The following is an 18,538-nucleotide window of genomic DNA, read 5'->3' on the forward strand; positions in this document are numbered from 1 at the left end:
ATCTAGTCGCAACAAAGGCGGGGTCGGAACTGAAAAGTTCCGACCCCGCCTTTGTGTTCTCAGGCAAAGCTATTCGTGGGCTGCACCTGATTAGACCTTGTGCACGGTTAGCCCCGCGTTAGCGCCGCCCAAGCTCTCCAACTCATCGACATCCGCTGCGGTGTCCACCAAAACGGTGTCGCCGTCGTTGATCTCTCCGGCGAGTAGTCCTCGAGCCAAACGGTCACCGATTTCCCGCTGCACCAAACGACGGAGCGGGCGCGCCCCGTAAGCCGGGTCATAGCCGGTCATCGCCAGCCAGGCTCGAGCGCCATCACTCACCTGCAGGCTGAGCCTGCGCTCCTGCAGCCGGGAGCTGAGCTTCTGCACTTGAAGATCGACAATCCTGGATAGCTCGTTCACACTGAGCGCGTCAAACATCACCACATCGTCCAAGCGGTTCAAGAACTCGGGTTTGAAGGAGGAGTTCACCACCGCCATCACCGAGTCGCGCTTCTGCGCCTCATCGAGCAAGGGATCAACCAAGAACTGCGAACCGAGGTTGGAGGTCAGCACCAGAATGGCGTTCCGGAAGTCCGCCGTGCGGCCTTGCCCGTCGGTGAGCCGACCGTCGTCGAGCACCTGAAGCAGGATGTCGAAGACCTCCGGATGAGCCTTCTCCACTTCATCCAGCAAGATCACCGAATAAGGACGGCGGCGCACCGCTTCGGTGAGCTGCCCACCTTCCTCGTAGCCAACGTAGCCGGGAGGTGCCCCGACCAACCGAGAGACCGTGTGCTTCTCCGAGTATTCGCTCATATCGATCCGCACCATGGCGCGTTCGTCGTCGAAAAGGAAGTCAGCGAGCGCCTTGGCTAGCTCGGTTTTTCCGACGCCGGTCGGTCCCAGAAAGAGGAAGGAACCGGTGGGTCTGTCCGGATCCGAAATACCGGCTCGGGCTCTGCGGACAGCATCCGAAACTGCCGCCACAGCCTTGCTCTGGCCGATCAGCCTGGCCCCCAGTACTTCTTCCATCTGGAGCAGCTTCTGGCTCTCCCCTTGCAGCATTCGGCCCGCCGGGATACCCGTCCAGGCTGAAATCACCTCGGCAATATCGTCCGCGGTCACCTCTTCGGCCACCATCAACTCCGGCTTATTGGCCTCTCCGGCAAGGGACTCCTCGGCCTTCTGGGCTTCGGTTAGCTCACGCTCCAGCTCAGGCAGTTCTCCGTAGAGGATCCGGGAGGCCTGCTCCAGGTCCCCTTCACGCTGAGCTTTTTCGGCGACGGAGCGAAGCTCGTCCAATTTGGCCTTGAGCTCGCCAACCCGATTCAGGCCAGCTTTCTCGGCTTCCCAGCGCGCATTGAGTGCCGCCAGTTCCTCTTTTCGGTCGGCCATATCCGCGCGCAGGGCTTCCAGCCGCTCGATTGAGGCTGCATCCGTCTCACTCGCTAAGGCAAGTTCTTCCATGGTAAGTCGGTCCACTGCCCGGCGCAGCTGGTCGATCTCCTCCGGGGCGGAGTCGATTTCCATCCGCAGTCGGGAGGCCGCCTCGTCAACCAGGTCTATCGCCTTGTCCGGCAGCTGTCGGCCGGAAATGTACCTATTGGAAAGCGTGGCTGCCGCCACCAGGGCCGAATCGGCGATGGCTACCTTGTGATGTGCCTCGTAGCGTTCCTTCAGCCCGCGCAGGATGCCAATGGTGTCATCGACGCTTGGCTCGCCAACATAGACCTGCTGAAAACGACGCTCCAGCGCCGGGTCCTTCTCAATATGTTCCCGGTACTCGTCCAGCGTGGTGGCACCAATCAGCCGCAGCTCGCCGCGGGCCAGCATGGGTTTGAGCATATTTCCGGCATCCATGGCGCCTTCCGAGGCACCCGCCCCCACCACGGTATGAATCTCGTCAATGAAGGTGACAATCTGACCGTCCGAGCTCTTGATCTCCTCGAGCACGGCCTTGAGTCGCTCTTCAAATTCACCACGATACTTCGCGCCGGCAACCATGGCTCCCAAATCCAAGCTGATGAGTGATTTGCCTCGCAAGCTCTCTGGCACGTCTCCTGCGATCATTCGCTGCGCCAGACCTTCAACCACCGCGGTCTTGCCCACTCCGGGCTCACCGATCAGTACCGGATTATTCTTGGTCCGCCGGGAGAGCACCTGCATCACTCGGCGAATTTCCGCGTCCCGCCCGATTACCGGGTCAAGCTTTCCAGCCCGGGCGACGGCGGTCAGGTCCAGTCCGTATTTTTCCAGGGCTTGGAAGGTGTTCTCCGGATCGGGTGAATTCACCTTACGGTCGCCACGAACACCGGGCAGCGCGGCCCGCAAGGCTTCCACCGAGGCACCTGCTTGACGCAACAGGGTGGCCACATCGTCAGCTCCAGCGGCAATGCCGATCAGCAGGTGTTCGGTGGAGACATAGGAATCCCCCATCGACGCTGCCTCTTGTTCGGCAGCCTGGATGGCCTGTAGTCCGAAGCGCGAGAATTGCGCCTGGGCGACAGTGCTTCCAGAACTAGCAGGCAGCGCCTTGATAGCCGCAGAAGTCCGCACGCTAACCGTATCCGGCTCCACGCCAGCGGCTTTGAGTAACGCTACCGCCACCCCTTCACGCTGATCCATCAACGCTTTGAGCATATGAGCGGGTTCCACCTGGGGATTCCCTGCGGTAGAGGCGTTCATGGCGGCTGCGGAGAGCGCCTCCTGAGTTTTGGTGGTGAATTTGGTGTCCAAGGGAACTAGGCTCCTTTGCTGCGTGGGGTGAAAATGTCTCTAAGTTGAGTCTACTCCACTCAACTTTTGCTCAGAGGGTTCAAGACCCATGTTTACCCAGAGCAGAACACTTGTCTAGCGTTGATGCACCCTGGGTCTAGTCTGACTCTCCTCCACTGGAGCTATCTTTGGTCTTTCTCGAACCCATCTTGAGCGAAGCCCCGGCAATTACTAGCAAAAGCCCCAGGAAACTCATCACGCTCAGCACCACAACGGCAATCGAGACCCAGAGGGCATCCCCAGCAAAGGACCTGAGTAGCATCAAAACCAGGTAGGGGATAACAAAGCCGAGTACCCCTGCCAGCAGAAGACGGTTCCCCCGGGCCTTCGAGCTCCCTTTCCCGGCCGCGATCATTGACCACTCACTGTTCGTCATCGCCGAGCACCGCAGCCCGCTCCCTCGTGGCAGCCGGCCGCACCGCCCCGCCGGATGCTCGGGAGGCCGCCGTCGTCAGCTTGCCGAACAGCCGTCGCGGGTTCTCCCAGTAAGCCACGATCCACCAGATCAACACAGCCGTGCCCCAGAACACCCCGGCACTGGAAGCCATCAACCAAGTAGTGGGAATCTGCGATCCAAGGTCCACCGCCCCGAGCGCGGTTCCGATGGTCTTCGGCGAGTATAAGAAGATCGGCACGGCGAGCACCAGAAGCACTACGCCGACGCTGCGAAGCCCCTTCCGGGCAGCAGGAAGCACAATGACACTCCGCGCCAACACCGGAATGAAGAGCGCAATCCAGACCCAGTGATGAGACCAGGTAATGGGGGAAATCAATACCATGAGCAGTGCCGTCATGGCGAAGGCGACAATCGTCTCACCCCTGCGCTGAGCGGAGCGTAAAGCCAGCCCGGTCAACACCACGAAAATAGCCGAAAGACCTAGCCAAGGTAAGGTGACCGCGAAATCGGGACCAAAGAAATGCAGAATCGCTCCCTTAAAGGAGAGATTATCGACATAACCTGCACCACCGATCCGCGAGGTATCGGGCAGCAATTGAAACCAGTAAGCGAAAGACTCCTTGGGCATCAGCAGGAAGCCAAGACCCACCGTGCCCAGGAAACCAAAAGCCATATTGCGTAGTCCACGCCAATTACCGGTACACAGATAATAGAGACCAAACACCAAGGGGGTCAGCTTGATCCCCGCCGCAATACCCACCAGCACGCCGTGCGGCCAGCGCCTCGCCTTGATCTGATAATCGGCCATAATCAAGCCGAAGAGCAGAATATTAATCTGGCCAAAGGCCGTGGTCTCCCGCCAAGGCCCGAGCGCCACGATGAAGCCGAAGGCCACCATGGCGAGCGGGCGTAACCAAGGGTCGGTAAACACCGAGCTCAGCCGTTCCGCGCGCGAGAGATACCGCACCCCAAAGACGGCAGTGAGCGCGGCTATCACCAAGGACAATCCAGTAAAGATCCCCAGCCCCAAGGCATTGCCAAACGGCGCAAGAAGGGCGAAGAACATCGCGGAGAAGGGTGAGTAAGTGAACAACAGGTCGTTGTAGACCTTCGTGTAAAGGTCCCCTTGCCCCGCCAGTACGCTTTGACCACCGCTGATATAGACCCCGAAATCAAGACCAAAAACCGGGGAGATCCAGAATGCCCAATAGATCAACAAGGCAGCCACTACCGCCGCGAGCAACGTGGCAATGCTCTTCGAGAATGTTGTACGAAGGGTCACGATCCACAATTCTTCCGTAGAGATGCTCCAGGGAAACGAAGCGAAGGGTCAATCCAGTTTACGGGAAAGGCCACTAGCCCCACTGAGGTTCCGAAAATCGGCTTCCTGGAAGCCAGCCCGGAATTGACGATTAATCACCTGAATGCCAGGTTTCCCCAGGTTATTTGCTGTTAGGTTCTGAAACTGTCAGGCCTGTTCAGGGCCGCAGAGGAAAGGGATCGTGAACATGTTTCTACGCCATACCTTGAAGGTCGCCATCTGCCTCAGCCTCGCCGGAGCCGCATTTCTCGCCGGAGCCTCCCCTGCCGCCGCCGCTACCAAGCTGAGTCAGGCCTCCGCCGAGTCCCAGCTGTCCGCGGCAGGCGTCACGCATTCCTCCAGCGGAGGCTGCACCACCCGCTCGAACTCCACCTGCACCTCCTACGAGCAGATCAATCAGTCCACGGTGAGCGGGCTCGTTACCCTGAAGAACGCCAGCGGATGCGCTATTAATGTCACCGGCGGCACCGAAGTCGGCCACGCCTCAGGAACCTACAGCCACTACAACGGCTACAAGGCCGATGTCGCCAAGAACAGCTGCATCGACAGCTACGTCAAGACCTCCTTCACCAAAATCGCCAATCGCGGAGACGGCTACCCGCAGTGGCAGTCCGCCGCCGGGAATATCTACTGCGATGAGGGCAATCACTGGGACATCACCTACTACTGAGACTTAGCGGTTCAACCGCAGTTTAGACTTCCGCTATGGCTCTCTATATTGACCCGCCACTGTGGCCAGCTCACGGCACCATGTTCTCCCATCTGATCTCCGATCATTCACTCGCGGAACTGCATGCTTTCGCGGCTGCCGCGGGGATCCCCGAACGCGCCTTTGACCGGGATCACTACGATATTGCGGAAGAACGCTATGCCCGACTGGTTGCTCAGGGCGCCAAAGCGGTTGACGGTAGGCAATTGACCCGGGTACTGATCGCGAGTGGTCTGCGGATTCCGGCTCGGCGGCGAAGTGAGTCGCTCGATACAGCGCTGCTGCTCCGCTGGCAAAGCTTACTTCCCGATACCTCGCCCCGGGCCGAAACAACTGGCCGAGCGCTACTGGACCGCTGGGCCGAGCCGCACCGGCACTATCACGGCAGAACCCATCTACTCGCCATCCTGGAGGCGCTGGAGACTCTTCGGACTGAGCCGCCACGGCACGTTCTGTTAGCCGCCTGGTTCCATGACGCGGTCTACCAGGGAGTCGCCGGAGAGGATGAGGAAAACTCAGCCCTGCTGGCCGGAGAGCTGCTCCGCGAGCTGGTGCCCGCAGCGGAACTTGCCGAAGTGCAGCGACTGATTCGATTGACCGCGAGTCACCAACCGGAATTAGGGGACGACGACGGCGCCCTACTGTGTGATGCGGACCTTTCAGTTCTCGGCTCCGCACCGGAGGACTATGCCCGCTACCTGAGTGCGGTGCGCCAAGATTACGCCCACATTGCTGAAGCCGACTTTCAGGCCGGTCGCGCCGCCGTCGTCCGTCAGTTACTCTCCTTGGACCCGCTCTATCGCAGCCCGAAGGCGCGGTCGCTCTGGGCTGCGAACGCGCAACGGAATCTGAGCTCCGAGTTAAGCTGATTCCATGTCTATCCACCTGGCCGCCCAAGCGGGCGAAATCGCTCCCCACGCTCTGATGCCCGGCGACCCTTTGCGGGCTCAATGGATCGCCGAGACCTTCCTGGATGAACCTCGGCAGTACAACACCGTGCGAAATATGTTCGGCTACACCGGAAGTTACCAAGGAATTCCGGTGTCTGTACAAGGAAGCGGCATGGGGCAGCCTTCGATGTCCATCTACGCCACCGAACTTATGCAGGATTACGAGGTCAAAACGATCATTCGGGTAGGTACTTGTGGTGCCATCTCATCCTCTGTGGGGCTGCGAGATGTGATCATTGCCAATACCGCCTCCACGGATTCCGCAATGAATAGGCATCGCTTCCACGGCATTGACTTCGCTCCGGGCGCGGATTTTGCACTGCTCCGGCACGCCGTAGAAGTCTCCGAACAGCGCGGCCTGAGCGCCAAGGTGGGCGGGTTGTTCTCCTCCGATCTGTTCTACAACGATCGGCCCGAGTTGGCCATGCAGTTGGCTAAATACGGCGTGCTGGCCATTGAGATGGAAGCCTCCGCGCTCTATACCTTGGCGCTCAAGCACGGCGCACAGGCGCTGACCGTGGCTACCGTTTCCGACCATATCCTGACCGGAGAAGCCACCAGCGCACAGGAGCGGCAGGAGACCTTCGGCTCAATGATTGAGCTAGCGCTAGAGACTGTGAAGCGCAATGCGGAGAGCCACTCGGCCGGGTGAAGATCCGACTTTTCGACGAGTCTGATTGGTCCGATGTCACTCGCATTTACGCAGCCGGAGTCTCCGCCGGTAACGCCACTTTCGATGCCGAATTGCCGGCGCGGGAAGCGTATTTCGCCAGCCGGGTTCCGGAGTTGCGTTTGGCTGCTTTCGACGACGGCGGCCAGATGTTGGGCTGGACCGCAGCCAGCAGGACTTCGGCTCGGGCCGTATACCGGGGAGTGGTGGAGCACTCGGTATATATTGATCCGAAGTTCGCCGGGCAGGGCGTGGCTGGTTCGCTGTTGGCGGCGCTGAGTCTCGCCGCACTCGAACACGGCTATTGGACTATCCAGTCGTCGATCTTTCCCGAAAACGCAGCCAGCCGAGCCTTGCATGAGAAAAATGGTTTCAGACTGGTGGGTCGCCGAGAACGCGTGGGGTTGATGAGCTTTGGGCCCCATGCCGGGCAATGGCGGGATACCTTGCTCTATGAGAAACGCCTCTAGGTCCTTAGTTCCGGGTTCTTAGCCGGTTCGCATGTTTGCCGGTTAGCCTGTTGCCGATCATTTGGTCGGTCGGTTGGCTTGGCCAAAATCAGGGTTCTCCCGGATGCGGCTTCCCTGCGGATGCCGGAGAATAAGAATATGAAAGCGATTCTGAACGTCATCTGGCTCGTCTTCGGCGGCATCTGGCTGGCCTTGGGCTACTTTTTCGCCGGAATCCTCTGCTGCTTGCTCATCGTCACCATCCCCTGGGGCATTGCGTCCTTCCGGATCGCGGGCTATGCGCTCTGGCCCTTTGGCCGAGCCGTCGTCGATAAGCCCAAGGGACCGGGTGTGCTGGCGACCGTGGGAAATGTGATCTGGCTTCTGGTGGCGGGAATTTGGATTGCGATTGGTCATCTGCTCACCGCCGTCGCGATGGCCATTACGATCATCGGAATTCCGCTGGCTATCGCCAATCTCAAGCTGATTCCGGTCTCGCTGATGCCCTTGGGCAAAATGATTGTGCCCACCGATCGCCCCTTTGTCTCCAGCTATCGCTGATCGCCCGCACCGCCGTCGGCTCCTGCACCACGCCCACCCGGCACGCCGCAAACCACTCGCGATAGTCCAGTGACTTCGCGATAGCCGAATGACCGGTCATTGAACTATCGCGATGTCGTTGAGCTATCCCGAAATGTGATCCCGGGCACCTAGGCCTTGTGTCGGAGTACGCTCCAAGTCCTACGCTGGGGACATGAGCACAGGAATCCAGCCAAATTCAGCAGCGGCCGCAGGGCCTCGGACTCTGTCCATCTCCGATGTCTCTGCAACCACCGGCCTAAGCCAGGACACCCTGCGCTGGTATGAGCGTGAGGGCATGTTCCCACAGATTGCCCGGGGCGGGGACCGGCGCCGCAAATACGACGAAACCGATCTGGCCAGGATCATGATGCTGGTCAAACTACGCAGAACCGGCATGTCGGTGCACGATATGCAGCGCTTCGTCCAACTGCTTGCAGGCGGCCGGGAGACCCATCAAGAACGGATGACGCTGCTTCTGGAGCACCGAATCAAGGTGCTCGCCCAACTCAAACAGGTTCAGGACGATCTTGAGACGGTTGATCTGAAAATCTCACACTACGAAACTCTCATTGCTCTCGACCAAGATTGCCTCGACCCCACGGAAAGTAAGGAATCATGACCATCAATCTCGGAGATAACCTCCGCGTCAGCCCACTAGGCCTCGGCGGAATGGCGCTCACCCCGGTCTATGGCCCCGCCGACCCGGTGGAATCGCTGGCTACGCTGAACCACGCTGTGGACGTGGGAGTCAGTTTCATTGACACCGCAAACGTCTACGGCATGGGGGCCAACGAGGAGCTCATCGCAAAACTACTCAAGGATCGCCGCGGCGAGGTTCAGCTGGCCACCAAATTCGGTATCGCCAGCAATCCGGCAACCGGCGGTCGCGAGGTGCGTGGTGATCCCGCCTACGTCAAAGAATCTGTGGCGGCCAGCCTGAAGCGGCTTAATACCGAGGTCATTGACCTCTACTACATGCATCGGCTGGACACCCGGGTACCCATTGAGGAAACCGTGGGGGCAATGGCCGAGCTGGTCGCCGAAGGTAAGGTCCGCCACCTAGGCCTCTCCGAGGTCACCGCCGCGGAACTGGAGAGAGCTGTCGGCGTGCATCCGATCGCTGCCGTGCAAAGCGAGTGGTCCATTTGGAGCCGCGACGTCGAGCAGAGCGTCGTTCCCGCTGCGGCTCGCTTAGGCGTTGGCTTCGTGCCCTATTCGCCGCTGGGCCGTGGCTTTCTGACCGGAACGCTACAGGTCTCCGCTTTAGCGGAAGGTGATTTCCGGCGTCGGATCCCGCGCTTCGCGGATGGCGCTATCGATGCAAACCAGGCAGTGGTCGAAGTGATTCGAAGAGTGGCCGGGGAACTGACCATCAATGGAGCAGCCGCAACCCCAGCTCAGGTAGCACTGGCCTGGCTGCTGGCCCAGGGTGAGCGTCTTGGCCTTCCAGTAGTGCCGATCCCCGGAACTCGCCGGTCGGCGCGGGTCGATGAGAACCTTGGCGCGGTATCGCTCAACTTGAGCGAGGCCCAACTGGCCGCTCTCGATCAGGCCGCGGACGCCGTCGTCGGAAGCCGCTCTAACTCGCCGAATTGGGTTTCACAGGACCGGGAGTAACTGTGTAGTAACTATGGGCCGGACTAGACTGAATCATCCGACGACAACGACGTTCTGGAGGATCAGATGGCACGCGTGGCCAACCCCTATTCGATCTGGCGGCGAAAGCCAGTTGACGAGATCGAGGAAGAAAGCGGCAAGAGCGGGCTCAAGAAAAGCCTGGGCCTCTGGCAGCTAACGGCAATCGGGGTCGGCGGCATCGTCGGCGTCGGAGTTTTCTCCCTGGCCGGCCTGGTCGCTCACGGAGATCCGAATAATCCAGCGGTGGGTCCGGCTGTGTTGATCTCCTTCCTGATTGCCGGAGCAGCCTCCGCCGCAGCGGCTCTCTCCTACGCCGAATTTGCCGGAATGGTGCCTCGGGCTGGTTCTGCCTATACCTATGGTTATGTAGCGCTCGGCGAGGCCGCCGGCTGGTTCATCGGTTGGGATCTACTGCTCGAATACATCGCCATTGTCGCGGTGGTGGCGATCGGCATTTCCGGGTATTTCAACGCCTTCCTCGAAGGTTTCGGCGTTCAGCTGCCTGCCTGGATTTCTCAGACGGCGGACCAAGGCGGATTGATCAATCTGCCCGCCATCGTGATCTGCCTGTTGGTTACTTTCATCCTGAGCCGGGGAACCAAGGCTCTGGGCCGCTTCGAGTTCATTGCGGTGGCGCTGAAGATCGTGCTGATCCTGTTCATCGTTGGACTGGGCCTGTTCTACATCAACACCAGCAACTACACCCCGTTCATGCCCTTCGGCTTCGGACCGGTGATCGCGGGATCGGCCACGGTGTTCTTCGCGGTCTTCGGTTACGACGCGATGAGCACCGCCGCCGAGGAATCGACCGATGGCAAGAAGCACATGCCAAAGGCCATTATTCTGTCCCTGATCATCGCCATGGTGCTCTATGTGCTGGCGACCCTGGTGCTGACCGGCATGCAGAATTACAAGGACATCGATCCGGAAGCGGGCTTCGCCTCCGCTTTCACCGGCGTCGGACTTCCCGTGATCGCCACCATCATCTCGGTCTTTGCGGTGATCTCCATCCTGACCGTAATGCTGACCTTCCTACTGGGGGTGACCCGAGTGTGGTTCTCGATGAGCCGCGACGGCTTGCTACCGAAGTGGTTCTCCAAGGTTGATCATCGCGGGGTGCCGCAGCGGGTGACTTGGATCGCGGGCGTTGGATCGGCAGTTTTGGCGGGCATCTTCCCGATCCGTGAGGTTGCCGACCTGACCAATATTGGCATCCTGGCGGCTTTCGTAGTGGTCTGTGTTTCGGTCATCGTGTTCCGCAGGACCAAGCCGGAGACGCCGCGCACCTTCCGGCTGCCGTGGATGCCCGTCATCCCGATCTTCGGCGTACTGGCCTCCGGCTACCTGATCACACAACTGCACTGGGAGACTTGGCTGCGCTTCGTCGTCTGGCTGGTGATCGGGCTATTTGTTTACTTCTTCTACGGTCGGAAACATTCCCTGATGAACCCGGACAGCCCCCGGCATACCGAAATCAAGGACTCCGCCAGCTAATCCGGAGCCGCCTCCGCCTCCACTCTCATCCGGCTCCATTCCCATCCGTCCCACCGTCCCTGTCCCGGCTCGCCCATCCGTCCCACCGAATGTTGCTGGTGATGCGAAAGATCACCGTTTTCCGCAACATCCGCAACTCCAGCCACAGCGAGTGGGACAACTGGGAGCCCGGATGGGACGGATGGGTAGGGCAAGCGGGGGCAATGGCGCGGGCTTGGGCCTTATGCTGAGAGCATGCGTGGAAGAGTTGATTGGCTGGACCTAGGAATTCAGATCGGCGGGTTTGTGCTGATCTATCTGTTGCTGTCCCTGGTCAGCTGGCCGTTCCTGGGCAAGCTGCTCCTAGCCCTGGCCCTCGCCGCAGTATTTGGGATGCTCACCAGCCGAATTCGGAAACATCTCCGGCGCAAACGCACCGAGCCCAAAAGAATCCGCGTTATCAGCGTAGAAACGGTAGACGACTAATGTCCTTGCTTCGCTACTCCGCATTGAAACCACAGCCTTGGTTGGGCGGCGGCGGAGTGACCAGAGTATTAGCCGAAAGCGGCGGCACCGATTTCGATTGGCGAATCAGCATCGCAGAGGTCTCCCAGCCCGGCCCGTTCTCCGCGCTACCCGGAATCGACCGGGTGATCACCCTGATCGAAGGGGAATTCCTCCTACTCGATGTGAATGGCGTGGAGCACGGCCTGGAAAAATTCCGTCCCTTCCGGTTCTCCGGCGACTCGGAAACCCGAGCCGAACTACCCACCGGCCCCGGCATGGATCTGAATGTGATGACCCGCAGGGATAAGTTCCGCGGCTTCGTCACCGTTCTGGAACTCTCCAAGAAACGTCCGCATCCGGTTTTCGATGACCAATGGGCTGTTCTACTGCAGGGTTCTGCCGAGCTTCAGGACGGCACCACCATGAATCGCTTTGATGCACTAGCAGGAGACGGCACGACGCCGGAACTCATCGGCCGCGGCTTCCTGGCCGTGATCAGCCTGGAACCGGTCACCGACTAAAAGCAAAAAGTCCTGCCCACCGCGATCAGCAGTGAGCAGGATTTTTTGGACTAACGAAGACTAATTAGCCGCGGCGAGCGTTCGATGCGGGGGCTCCGGCACGACGCGGACCCGAGGGCCGATTGCGGCGCTGAGCGGGAGCCGCCGAGTGCTCGGTGGTACGAGCCGCACCCTGTCCGGCACCGCGTTGTGTGCTGCCCTGACGAGGCGTGCCCTGAGCAGCACCACTCGCGCCAGCCCGGCGAGCACTGGAGCGGCCGCCCGAGCGAGCCCCTTCGGAACCGAAGCGGGGAGCCTGAGGCTGGTCACGACGTCGTTCCTGACGGTTTCCGGCCGGAGCCTCACCCTGCCGACGAGCGCGCTTACGCTGCGCGTTCGCACCAGTAGAGCTACCCTGGCCCTGCTGCGGAGCCTTGGCCGCGAGCAGCGCGGCACGAGTGCGCGGATCAATCCGGTCTGCAACTTCTCCGACCAATTTGCCGATCAGTGGGGAGTTTGCGGTCACCTTTTCGAAAGCCACATCCACACCGGCGGCGCGCATCAGCTTCTTCACGTCCTGCTGCTGTTCCGGCAGCGAGATGGTCACCACGGTGCCATCGGAACCGGCTCGGGCGGTACGTCCGGAGCGGTGCAGATAAGCCTTGTGCTCGGTGGGCGGATCGACGTGGATAACCAGTTCGACGTCGTCGACGTGCACGCCACGAGCGGCCACATCGGTGGCCACCAGGACGCGGACGTCCCCGGAGGAGAACTCCGCGAGGTTCCGGTCCCGAGCATTCTGCGAAAGATTGCCGTGCAGATCCACGGCAGGAATCCCAGCCTCGGTCAGGGTTTTCGCGAGCTTGCGGGCATGGTGCTTGGTACGCATAAAGAGCACTCGGCGGCCCTTGCCGGAAGCCAGCTCAACGATCAGCTGCTTCTTGACCGACTGATCCGCCACCGCGAGCACGTGGTGTTCCATGGTGGAAACCGCGGCCTTCGGCTCGTCGACGGAATGCGTCACCGGTTTGCTGAGGTAACGCTGCACAATCTTGTCCACGCCGTTATCCAAGGTAGCGGAGAAGAGCAACCGCTGGCCTTCGCTCGGGGTGGTGTCCAGCAGGCGCTTGACCACTGGCAAGAAGCCCAGATCAGCCATGTGGTCAGCCTCATCGAGCACGGTGATTTCAACGGATTCGAGGCTGATCAGCTTCTGCCGCATCAAATCTTCCAGGCGTCCGGGACAAGCGATCACGATATCGACGCCAGCCCGCAGAGCACGTTCCTGGCGTTGCTGGGACACCCCGCCGTAGATCACGGTGGTGTTCAAGCCGAGCGCCTGAGCGAGGGGTTCGATAGTGGCGTTGATCTGGGTAGCCAGTTCACGGGTCGGTGCCAGCACCAGGCCGAGAGGACGACCGGGCTTGCGACGGTAGGCTGCCTCAGCCTCGGCGAGCCGAGCCACCAAGGGCAGCCCAAAGGCCAGGGTCTTTCCGGAGCCGGTGCGGCCACGGCCGAGCACATCGCGGCCGCCGAGCGAATCAGGCAGCGTCTTAGCTTGGATGGGGAAGGGGCTCTCGATGCCTTGGGCAGTGAGAACGGATACAAGGGTCTTGGGCACGCCCAAGGAGGCAAAGGTTTGCACAGAAGGTCTTTCAGGCTGAGTCTCCACGACTGAAAGCAGCGGCGGAGGCACGGCCCCCATCACCGGTTGGCACGGGGGTTCGCCGAAGAAATGCTCAAAAAGCTGCACAGTCAACCACCGAATCAAGTGGGACCGAACGTTCGCGTTCATCGACGCAGGACGCGGAAAACCGCATCAAGTACCTACAGCCTACCAGCAGGACGACGGCGAACCGGGCTAAGTGGGCAAGCTCACACGGCGGTGCGCGCATCGGGCGGCATCGAGTTCTACGATGAAAAGGTGACTACTGCCCACGTTGAAGAGAGCTGAGCGGTGCCGGAGGCCTGGGCTGGTCACCTACGTGGCAGCAAATCCTATCGACGCATTCTGATCGCGCTAGCCTGCGCCGGGGTTGCAACCTTCGCCCAGCTTTACTCGGTGCAGGGAGTGCTCCCGGCGATGTCCGCCGATCTTCACGTCAGCGCCGCGGACGCCGCGCTAACCGTTTCTGCCGCCACCATCGGGCTCGCTCTTGCGGTCATCCCCTGGTCCGCCGTGGCGGATCGAATCGGCCGCCTGCGCGCTATGTCGATCGCCGTGATCGCGGCGGTAGCACTCGGCTTGTTAGTTCCACTGATGCCGAACCTGCCCAGCCTGCTGAGCCTGCGATTCCTGGAAGGCGCGGCACTCGGCGGCATTCCAGCGCTCGCCTTGGCGTACCTCAGCGAGGAAGTGCACAAGCTACATGCCGGAATAGCCGCCGGCACCTATATCGCGGGCACCACGGTGGGAGGTTTACTGGGCCGGGTGATCGCCGGGCCGATAGGTGACCTGGCCGGCTGGCGGATCGGCATTCTTACGGTGAGCCTGCTCGCTTCGGTGGCGGCGGTTTGGTTCATCCTGCTGGCACCCGGCCAGCGTGGCTTTAGTCCAGTGCGGAAGAACGACGGCGGCCCCGGCCTAGTGGCTCGGCTCGCCATTAATCTACGCAACCCTGCGCTATTGGCCCTCTACGCACAAGGTTTCCTGCTGATGGGCGGCTTCGTGGCGATCTATAACTATCTGGGATTCCGGCTAGAAGCCCCACCCTTCGTTCTTCCGGCCACTATTACCAGCCTGCTTTTCCTGGCTTATCTGGCCGGAACGGTGACCTCCCGGGTGGCGGGCGGGCTAAGCACCAAACTCGGTCGACGACGAGTGCTGGCAGGAAGCACCGCGGTGATGATCCTCGGCGTCGTACTCACCATGGTGCCCTGGCTACCGGTGGTGCTGCTTGGACTGCTGGTGCTCACCGGCGGCTATTTCGCGGCTCACGCCATGGCTTCCAGCTGGACCACCGTGCGAGCCAGCATCGGCCCCGCTCAGGCAGCTTCGCTGTACAACTTATTCTTCTACACCGGTTCCAGCCTGATCGGCTGGCTTGGCGGATTCGTTTTCCAAGCTCTGGGCTGGATTGGGCTGGCTTTGATGGTGATGGCGCTGGCACTACTGGCCATGCTGACGGCTTGGGCGGCACTACGCTCCCCCGGGGAAGCGCCGCTCCGCTAGGCTGGAGGGCGATGAACGAGAGTAGCTATCGAGCGCAACCGGTTTCCTTTGTCCGCAGGGGAAGCCGCCTACAAGGGCGTCGGCAAAAGGCTTGGGAAGACCACAGCGAGTTCTACCTGATCGAGGTACCCCGGCTGGTAGCTGATACCTCGGTTGATCCGGAGTATCGCTTCGATCCGCGCACGGTATACGGCCGAGATGCGGAACTAGTGGTGGAAATCGGCTCCGGTCTAGGTGAAGCCATAGTCCAGGCAGCCACTGACCATCCGGAACGGGACTTCTTAGCTGTTGAGGTTTATCTTCCCGGACTCGCCCAGACCATTCAGCGGGCTGCGGCAAAGGAATTGAGCAATCTTCGCGTGGTTCAGGCCAATGCGCCAGAGGTGCTCAAGACCATGATCCCGGCGGCTAGCCTGGCCGAGGTCTGGACCTTCTTCCCTGACCCGTGGCCGAAAAGCCGACACGAGAAACGCAGGTTAGTGACGCCGTCGTTCGCTGAATTGGTAGCGGAAGCCTTGGCGCCGGGCGGGCTATGGCGGCTGGCTACCGACTGGGATCACTACGCGGAACAGATGCTAGAAGTGGGTACCGGCTCCTCCCTGAAGAATCTCCACGACTCCTGGGCGCCACGTTTTGACGGTCGCGTGGTGACCAGCTTTGAGAACAAGGCGCTAGAGGCCGGGCGGGAAATTCACGATCTGGAGTTTCGGAAGGACTGAGCAATGCCACAGGTGGTAGCGGAGCGAACGATCAGCCTGGATCCGGAGACGGTCTTCGCGCTGTCGCAGACCACCGGCGAATTCCGGCTCCGCTGGGATCCGTTCATCCATTCCCAGCGTTTTGAAGCTGGCGCTCTCGCCGCCGGAAAGGGTGTCCGTACCCGCACTCGATCCCGACTTGGCCTGCTGATGATGAGCGAATACGTCTCCTACGCACCGCCAAAAAATGTGGGAATGACCATGGTGAAAGGGCCTTGGTTTTTCGAACAGTTCGGCGGCGGCTGGCGTTTCGCCGAGCACGACGACGGCACCCGGGCAGTCTGGAAGTACACCTTCTCCTGTCGCCCAGGCTGGTTACGCTGGCTGGCTCATCCCCTCGGCAGCTGGCTACTCGGACGCGAGATCGAACGCCGGATCGGAGCTTTCGCCGCCGCCTGCGAGAACCCTGAAATCCTGGCTGAGTTCAGGGCCCTTAGCGACAACAGCTAGGCGTTAAGCGAGATGCCATCCACTATTCGCTGAACCCTGTCGATCTGAGGTTCCAAATCGAGGTCCAGTACGGGCCAGAGCAGGGTAAGCCCGAAGAATTCACCGGAATCGAAACGAATGCCGGTGACCGCGGCCACCTTAGGTTCCGTCTCGCTGTGCGGGTAGAGAGTTAGCGAAGTGAAACATTTCTTCCCCTGGCTCTCCAGGGCACCTTCGGCAATCTTTTCGCCCTTTTTCGTCGTGCTGTAGTAGCTCGCCATTTTCTCGGTCCATTCAATGACTGCCGCGTAGCTCTGCACCGTAGAGTCATCTCGAACCATCGAAAAGAGAATGTCACCGGGAAGAGAGATCTGTTCCGACCCCGGACCCGCACTAGATTCCGCTACGACGAAGGACCCTTCCGGCAAGGATGCCGTGAAGCCAACCTCGGAACTCAGTTCAATATTCACGCTCGATGGTATCCCTTCACTGCTCTCTGTCCGACCCAGCTTACTCATTTACCCGCTCCAGGACCGTCGTCGGGGGTGACGTGCTGAAAGCCGTTATCGTTGGCAATTTTGTACTCGGTTGAGACGTTACGCGAGACCTCGGTGGTTTCGCCCACCTTGAGTGAGGCAAATTTAGCATCGAAGTCCACGAGGTTGGCCTCACTGCTAGCTACGGCGTTGGTTTGTAGGGTAACGGCGCTGGCATGGTAAATATCCTGCAGGTTCGCGGCCGCTGCTGATCCGTCTTGGCTAGCCGAATTAGCCAAGAAACTCTTGATCAGGGCCTGGTTTTCGGGAGTGTTGTCAATCTGCATAGTGACGGTACCTTCAGAACTGCCTTGAATGCTTGCTCCTGGACCTCCCTCGGGGGCCGATGGTGCAGAAATTTCACTTCCCACGCTACCTTTTGCGGTAACGACGATGGAATCAATGTTGTGGTCCTTGTCAAGGTTCAGGTCGAGGTTTACCTCACCGTTGCCCTTGAGGCTCAGACCGTCGCCCAAACTGAGATCCGCATCAACGCTAGCTTTGCCGCTGGCGACTGCAGTGTGATCGGTTGCGTTGTACTCATACGACAGTCCGAGGCTGGCTGAGGCACTTGCCTCGGGCCCACCACTCTCACCACTCTTAAGGTCACCGGTTGCGTTCACCGTCACAGAACCTTTGATCTTGTCCTCATGGCCCGTGGTGTTATTGTGCTCCGCCGCATCATTCATCCGGTCGTTGATGTACTTGGGAGGGTCACTCACAATGTCTTTGACATCGCCTGCACTGTCCGGCGGCAGACTATTCAAAATATCGTCCCGTGCCGCTTCTGCATCTTTGAGGCTGTCAAAATGATAGGTCCTGCTGATCTCGCCATCCGCAGTTGCGCCGAAATTTCCACCGGGGGTGTTGACTCCCCCACCAATATCACCGGCAAGCGTCAGCGATGCACTGCCGTCCGCGTTCTGCGCTATTTCAGAGCGCAAATGTGCACCACCGTGAACCCAAGCTACCCGCCCCTCGATGCCAATCGTATTACTCTCCCGATAGACCTCGATATCGGGTTTCGCTCGATCGACAAGCTCCTCTCGGATGGCTTGAATATCGTCTTGAGGCAGCACATCTTGCATTTTGATGAGCGTCTCCGCCAAGGGATTTCCTTCGGAATCGACACCTTGGATCAGAAGCTTCTTGTCCTCCGCTGAAAGCGAATCCCACCATTCCTTCACTTCCTGGGGAGTTGCCCCATTCATGTGGTCTAGCTGCGATTCCAGCTCCCGCATGTGCTTCAGCTGCTCCTTGAGCTGAGCATATTTGACAGTCGCCTCCTGCCAGAGTTTGCCTAAGAACCCGAGGTGTTGGTCCGACCCCTCTGCTGAGGATGTCTTCTCCTGCTCCTCAGCGTTCCGCACCAGAACCTTAGAGGTTTTCCGCAGGTAAGTTGTCGCATCAATAATCACTGGGCGCATCCGCCCACTCCAGTCCGATCTGAATCGCACCGCATCGCCACCGAACCAACGTCCGTGCTCAACAACCGGCTGAAGCCGGGTGACGCTGTTATTCAGTTGCTCGGCAAAGTGATCGAACTGCTTGGCCAATTGCCTCAGCTGCTCAGGATCGGCGCCAATCATAGAGTCAGTCATGCTTGGGTCCTTCAGATCGGTGGTCTGGAAGCTGATGCAGCAATAAACCAGTGAACGGCTAAATTTCTTTGAGCCTATTACTTCGCGGT

19 protein-coding genes are annotated in these 18,538 nt (G+C 60.0%); 13 read left to right on the forward strand and 6 right to left on the reverse strand.

The features are described from left to right. Positions 1-90: 90 nt before the first annotated feature. The 3 genes from clpB to FHU41_RS09240 form a co-directional block, all read right to left on the reverse strand. Complete coding sequence (clpB, locus tag FHU41_RS09230; protein ID WP_179389397.1) at positions 91-2,718, reverse strand: ATP-dependent chaperone ClpB; 2,628 nt, start codon at positions 2,716-2,718, stop codon at positions 91-93. A 136-nt stretch (positions 2,719-2,854) separates the two neighbouring features. Then, complete coding sequence (locus FHU41_RS09235; protein WP_179389398.1) at positions 2,855-3,133, reverse strand: hypothetical protein; 279 nt, start codon at positions 3,131-3,133, stop codon at positions 2,855-2,857. Continuing rightward, positions 3,120-4,436 carry a glycosyltransferase 87 family protein gene (locus FHU41_RS09240; RefSeq protein WP_179389399.1) on the reverse strand — a complete coding sequence of 439 codons (1,317 nt, stop codon included), beginning with the start codon at positions 4,434-4,436 and terminating at the stop codon, positions 3,120-3,122. The genes FHU41_RS09235 and FHU41_RS09240 overlap by 14 nt, the downstream gene beginning before the upstream one ends. Positions 4,437-4,662: 226 nt before the next feature. Here FHU41_RS09240 and FHU41_RS09245 point away from each other — a divergent pair, with 226 nt between their 5' ends. From FHU41_RS09245 to FHU41_RS09290, 10 genes are all read left to right on the forward strand, one after another. Beyond that, entirely contained in the window at positions 4,663-5,145 is a 483-nt protein-coding gene (locus FHU41_RS09245; RefSeq protein WP_179390383.1) for a hypothetical protein, read from the forward strand. Between the two features lie 35 nt (positions 5,146-5,180). Then, entirely contained in the window at positions 5,181-6,053 is an 873-nt protein-coding gene (locus tag FHU41_RS09250; protein WP_179389400.1) for a DUF4031 domain-containing protein, read from the forward strand. 4 nt (positions 6,054-6,057) lie between these two features. After that, the gene (gene deoD / locus FHU41_RS09255; protein WP_179389401.1) at positions 6,058-6,786 is read left to right on the forward strand and encodes a purine-nucleoside phosphorylase; all 729 of its coding nucleotides are present in this window, start codon (positions 6,058-6,060) and stop codon (positions 6,784-6,786) included. Further along, the gene (locus FHU41_RS09260; protein ID WP_179389402.1) at positions 6,783-7,274 is read left to right on the forward strand and encodes a GNAT family N-acetyltransferase; all 492 of its coding nucleotides are present in this window, start codon (positions 6,783-6,785) and stop codon (positions 7,272-7,274) included. Before deoD ends, FHU41_RS09260 begins: the two co-directional genes overlap by 4 nt. A gap of 138 nt (positions 7,275-7,412) precedes the next feature. Continuing rightward, a complete protein-coding gene (locus FHU41_RS09265) occupies positions 7,413-7,814 on the forward strand; it encodes a YccF domain-containing protein (RefSeq protein WP_179389403.1) in 402 nt (133 codons plus the stop codon). A gap of 193 nt (positions 7,815-8,007) precedes the next feature. After that, positions 8,008-8,454 carry a MerR family transcriptional regulator gene (locus tag FHU41_RS09270; protein ID WP_179389404.1) on the forward strand — a complete coding sequence of 149 codons (447 nt, stop codon included), beginning with the start codon at positions 8,008-8,010 and terminating at the stop codon, positions 8,452-8,454. Further along, positions 8,451-9,452, forward strand: coding sequence for an aldo/keto reductase (locus tag FHU41_RS09275; RefSeq protein WP_179389405.1), 1,002 nt, complete (start codon positions 8,451-8,453; stop codon positions 9,450-9,452). The genes FHU41_RS09270 and FHU41_RS09275 overlap by 4 nt, the downstream gene beginning before the upstream one ends. A gap of 66 nt (positions 9,453-9,518) precedes the next feature. After that, positions 9,519-10,967, forward strand: coding sequence for an amino acid permease (locus FHU41_RS09280; protein WP_179389406.1), 1,449 nt, complete (start codon positions 9,519-9,521; stop codon positions 10,965-10,967). Between the two features lie 234 nt (positions 10,968-11,201). After that, positions 11,202-11,432, forward strand: a complete 231-nt coding sequence (locus tag FHU41_RS09285) for a hypothetical protein (RefSeq protein ID WP_179389407.1) — start codon at positions 11,202-11,204, stop codon at positions 11,430-11,432. Further along, complete coding sequence (locus FHU41_RS09290) at positions 11,432-11,974, forward strand: HutD/Ves family protein (protein WP_179389408.1); 543 nt, start codon at positions 11,432-11,434, stop codon at positions 11,972-11,974. The genes FHU41_RS09285 and FHU41_RS09290 overlap by 1 nt, the downstream gene beginning before the upstream one ends. Positions 11,975-12,038: 64 nt before the next feature. On the opposite strand, the gene FHU41_RS09295 is transcribed toward FHU41_RS09290, so the two are convergent. Then, the gene (locus tag FHU41_RS09295; RefSeq protein WP_246279644.1) at positions 12,039-13,658 is read right to left on the reverse strand and encodes a DEAD/DEAH box helicase; all 1,620 of its coding nucleotides are present in this window, start codon (positions 13,656-13,658) and stop codon (positions 12,039-12,041) included. A 252-nt stretch (positions 13,659-13,910) separates the two neighbouring features. Between FHU41_RS09295 and FHU41_RS09300 the strand changes: the two genes are divergently transcribed. Genes FHU41_RS09300 through FHU41_RS09310 form a run of 3 tightly spaced genes read left to right on the forward strand, consistent with a single transcriptional unit; the run spans position 13,911 to position 16,333 of the window. Next, complete coding sequence (locus FHU41_RS09300; protein WP_343046299.1) at positions 13,911-15,125, forward strand: MFS transporter; 1,215 nt, start codon at positions 13,911-13,913, stop codon at positions 15,123-15,125. 11 nt (positions 15,126-15,136) lie between these two features. After that, positions 15,137-15,844, forward strand: a complete 708-nt coding sequence (gene trmB / locus FHU41_RS09305; protein WP_179389410.1) for a tRNA (guanosine(46)-N7)-methyltransferase TrmB — start codon at positions 15,137-15,139, stop codon at positions 15,842-15,844. 3 nt (positions 15,845-15,847) lie between these two features. Then, positions 15,848-16,333 carry an SRPBCC family protein gene (locus FHU41_RS09310; protein WP_179389411.1) on the forward strand — a complete coding sequence of 162 codons (486 nt, stop codon included), beginning with the start codon at positions 15,848-15,850 and terminating at the stop codon, positions 16,331-16,333. Here FHU41_RS09310 and FHU41_RS09315 read toward each other — a convergent pair. Then, positions 16,330-16,782 (reverse strand): hypothetical protein, encoded by a 453-nt coding sequence (locus FHU41_RS09315; protein WP_179389412.1) that lies wholly within the window; start codon positions 16,780-16,782, stop codon positions 16,330-16,332. The two genes, FHU41_RS09310 and FHU41_RS09315, sit on opposite strands and share 4 nt — an antisense overlap. A 44-nt stretch (positions 16,783-16,826) precedes the next feature. Beyond that, entirely contained in the window at positions 16,827-18,437 is a 1,611-nt protein-coding gene (locus FHU41_RS09320; RefSeq protein ID WP_179389413.1) for a WXG100 family type VII secretion target, read from the reverse strand. Between the last annotated feature and the right edge of the window lie 101 nt (positions 18,438-18,538).

The sequence above is a fragment of the Psychromicrobium silvestre genome, from assembly GCF_013408295.1.
Lineage (GTDB): Bacteria > Actinomycetota > Actinomycetes > Actinomycetales > Micrococcaceae > Renibacterium > Renibacterium silvestre.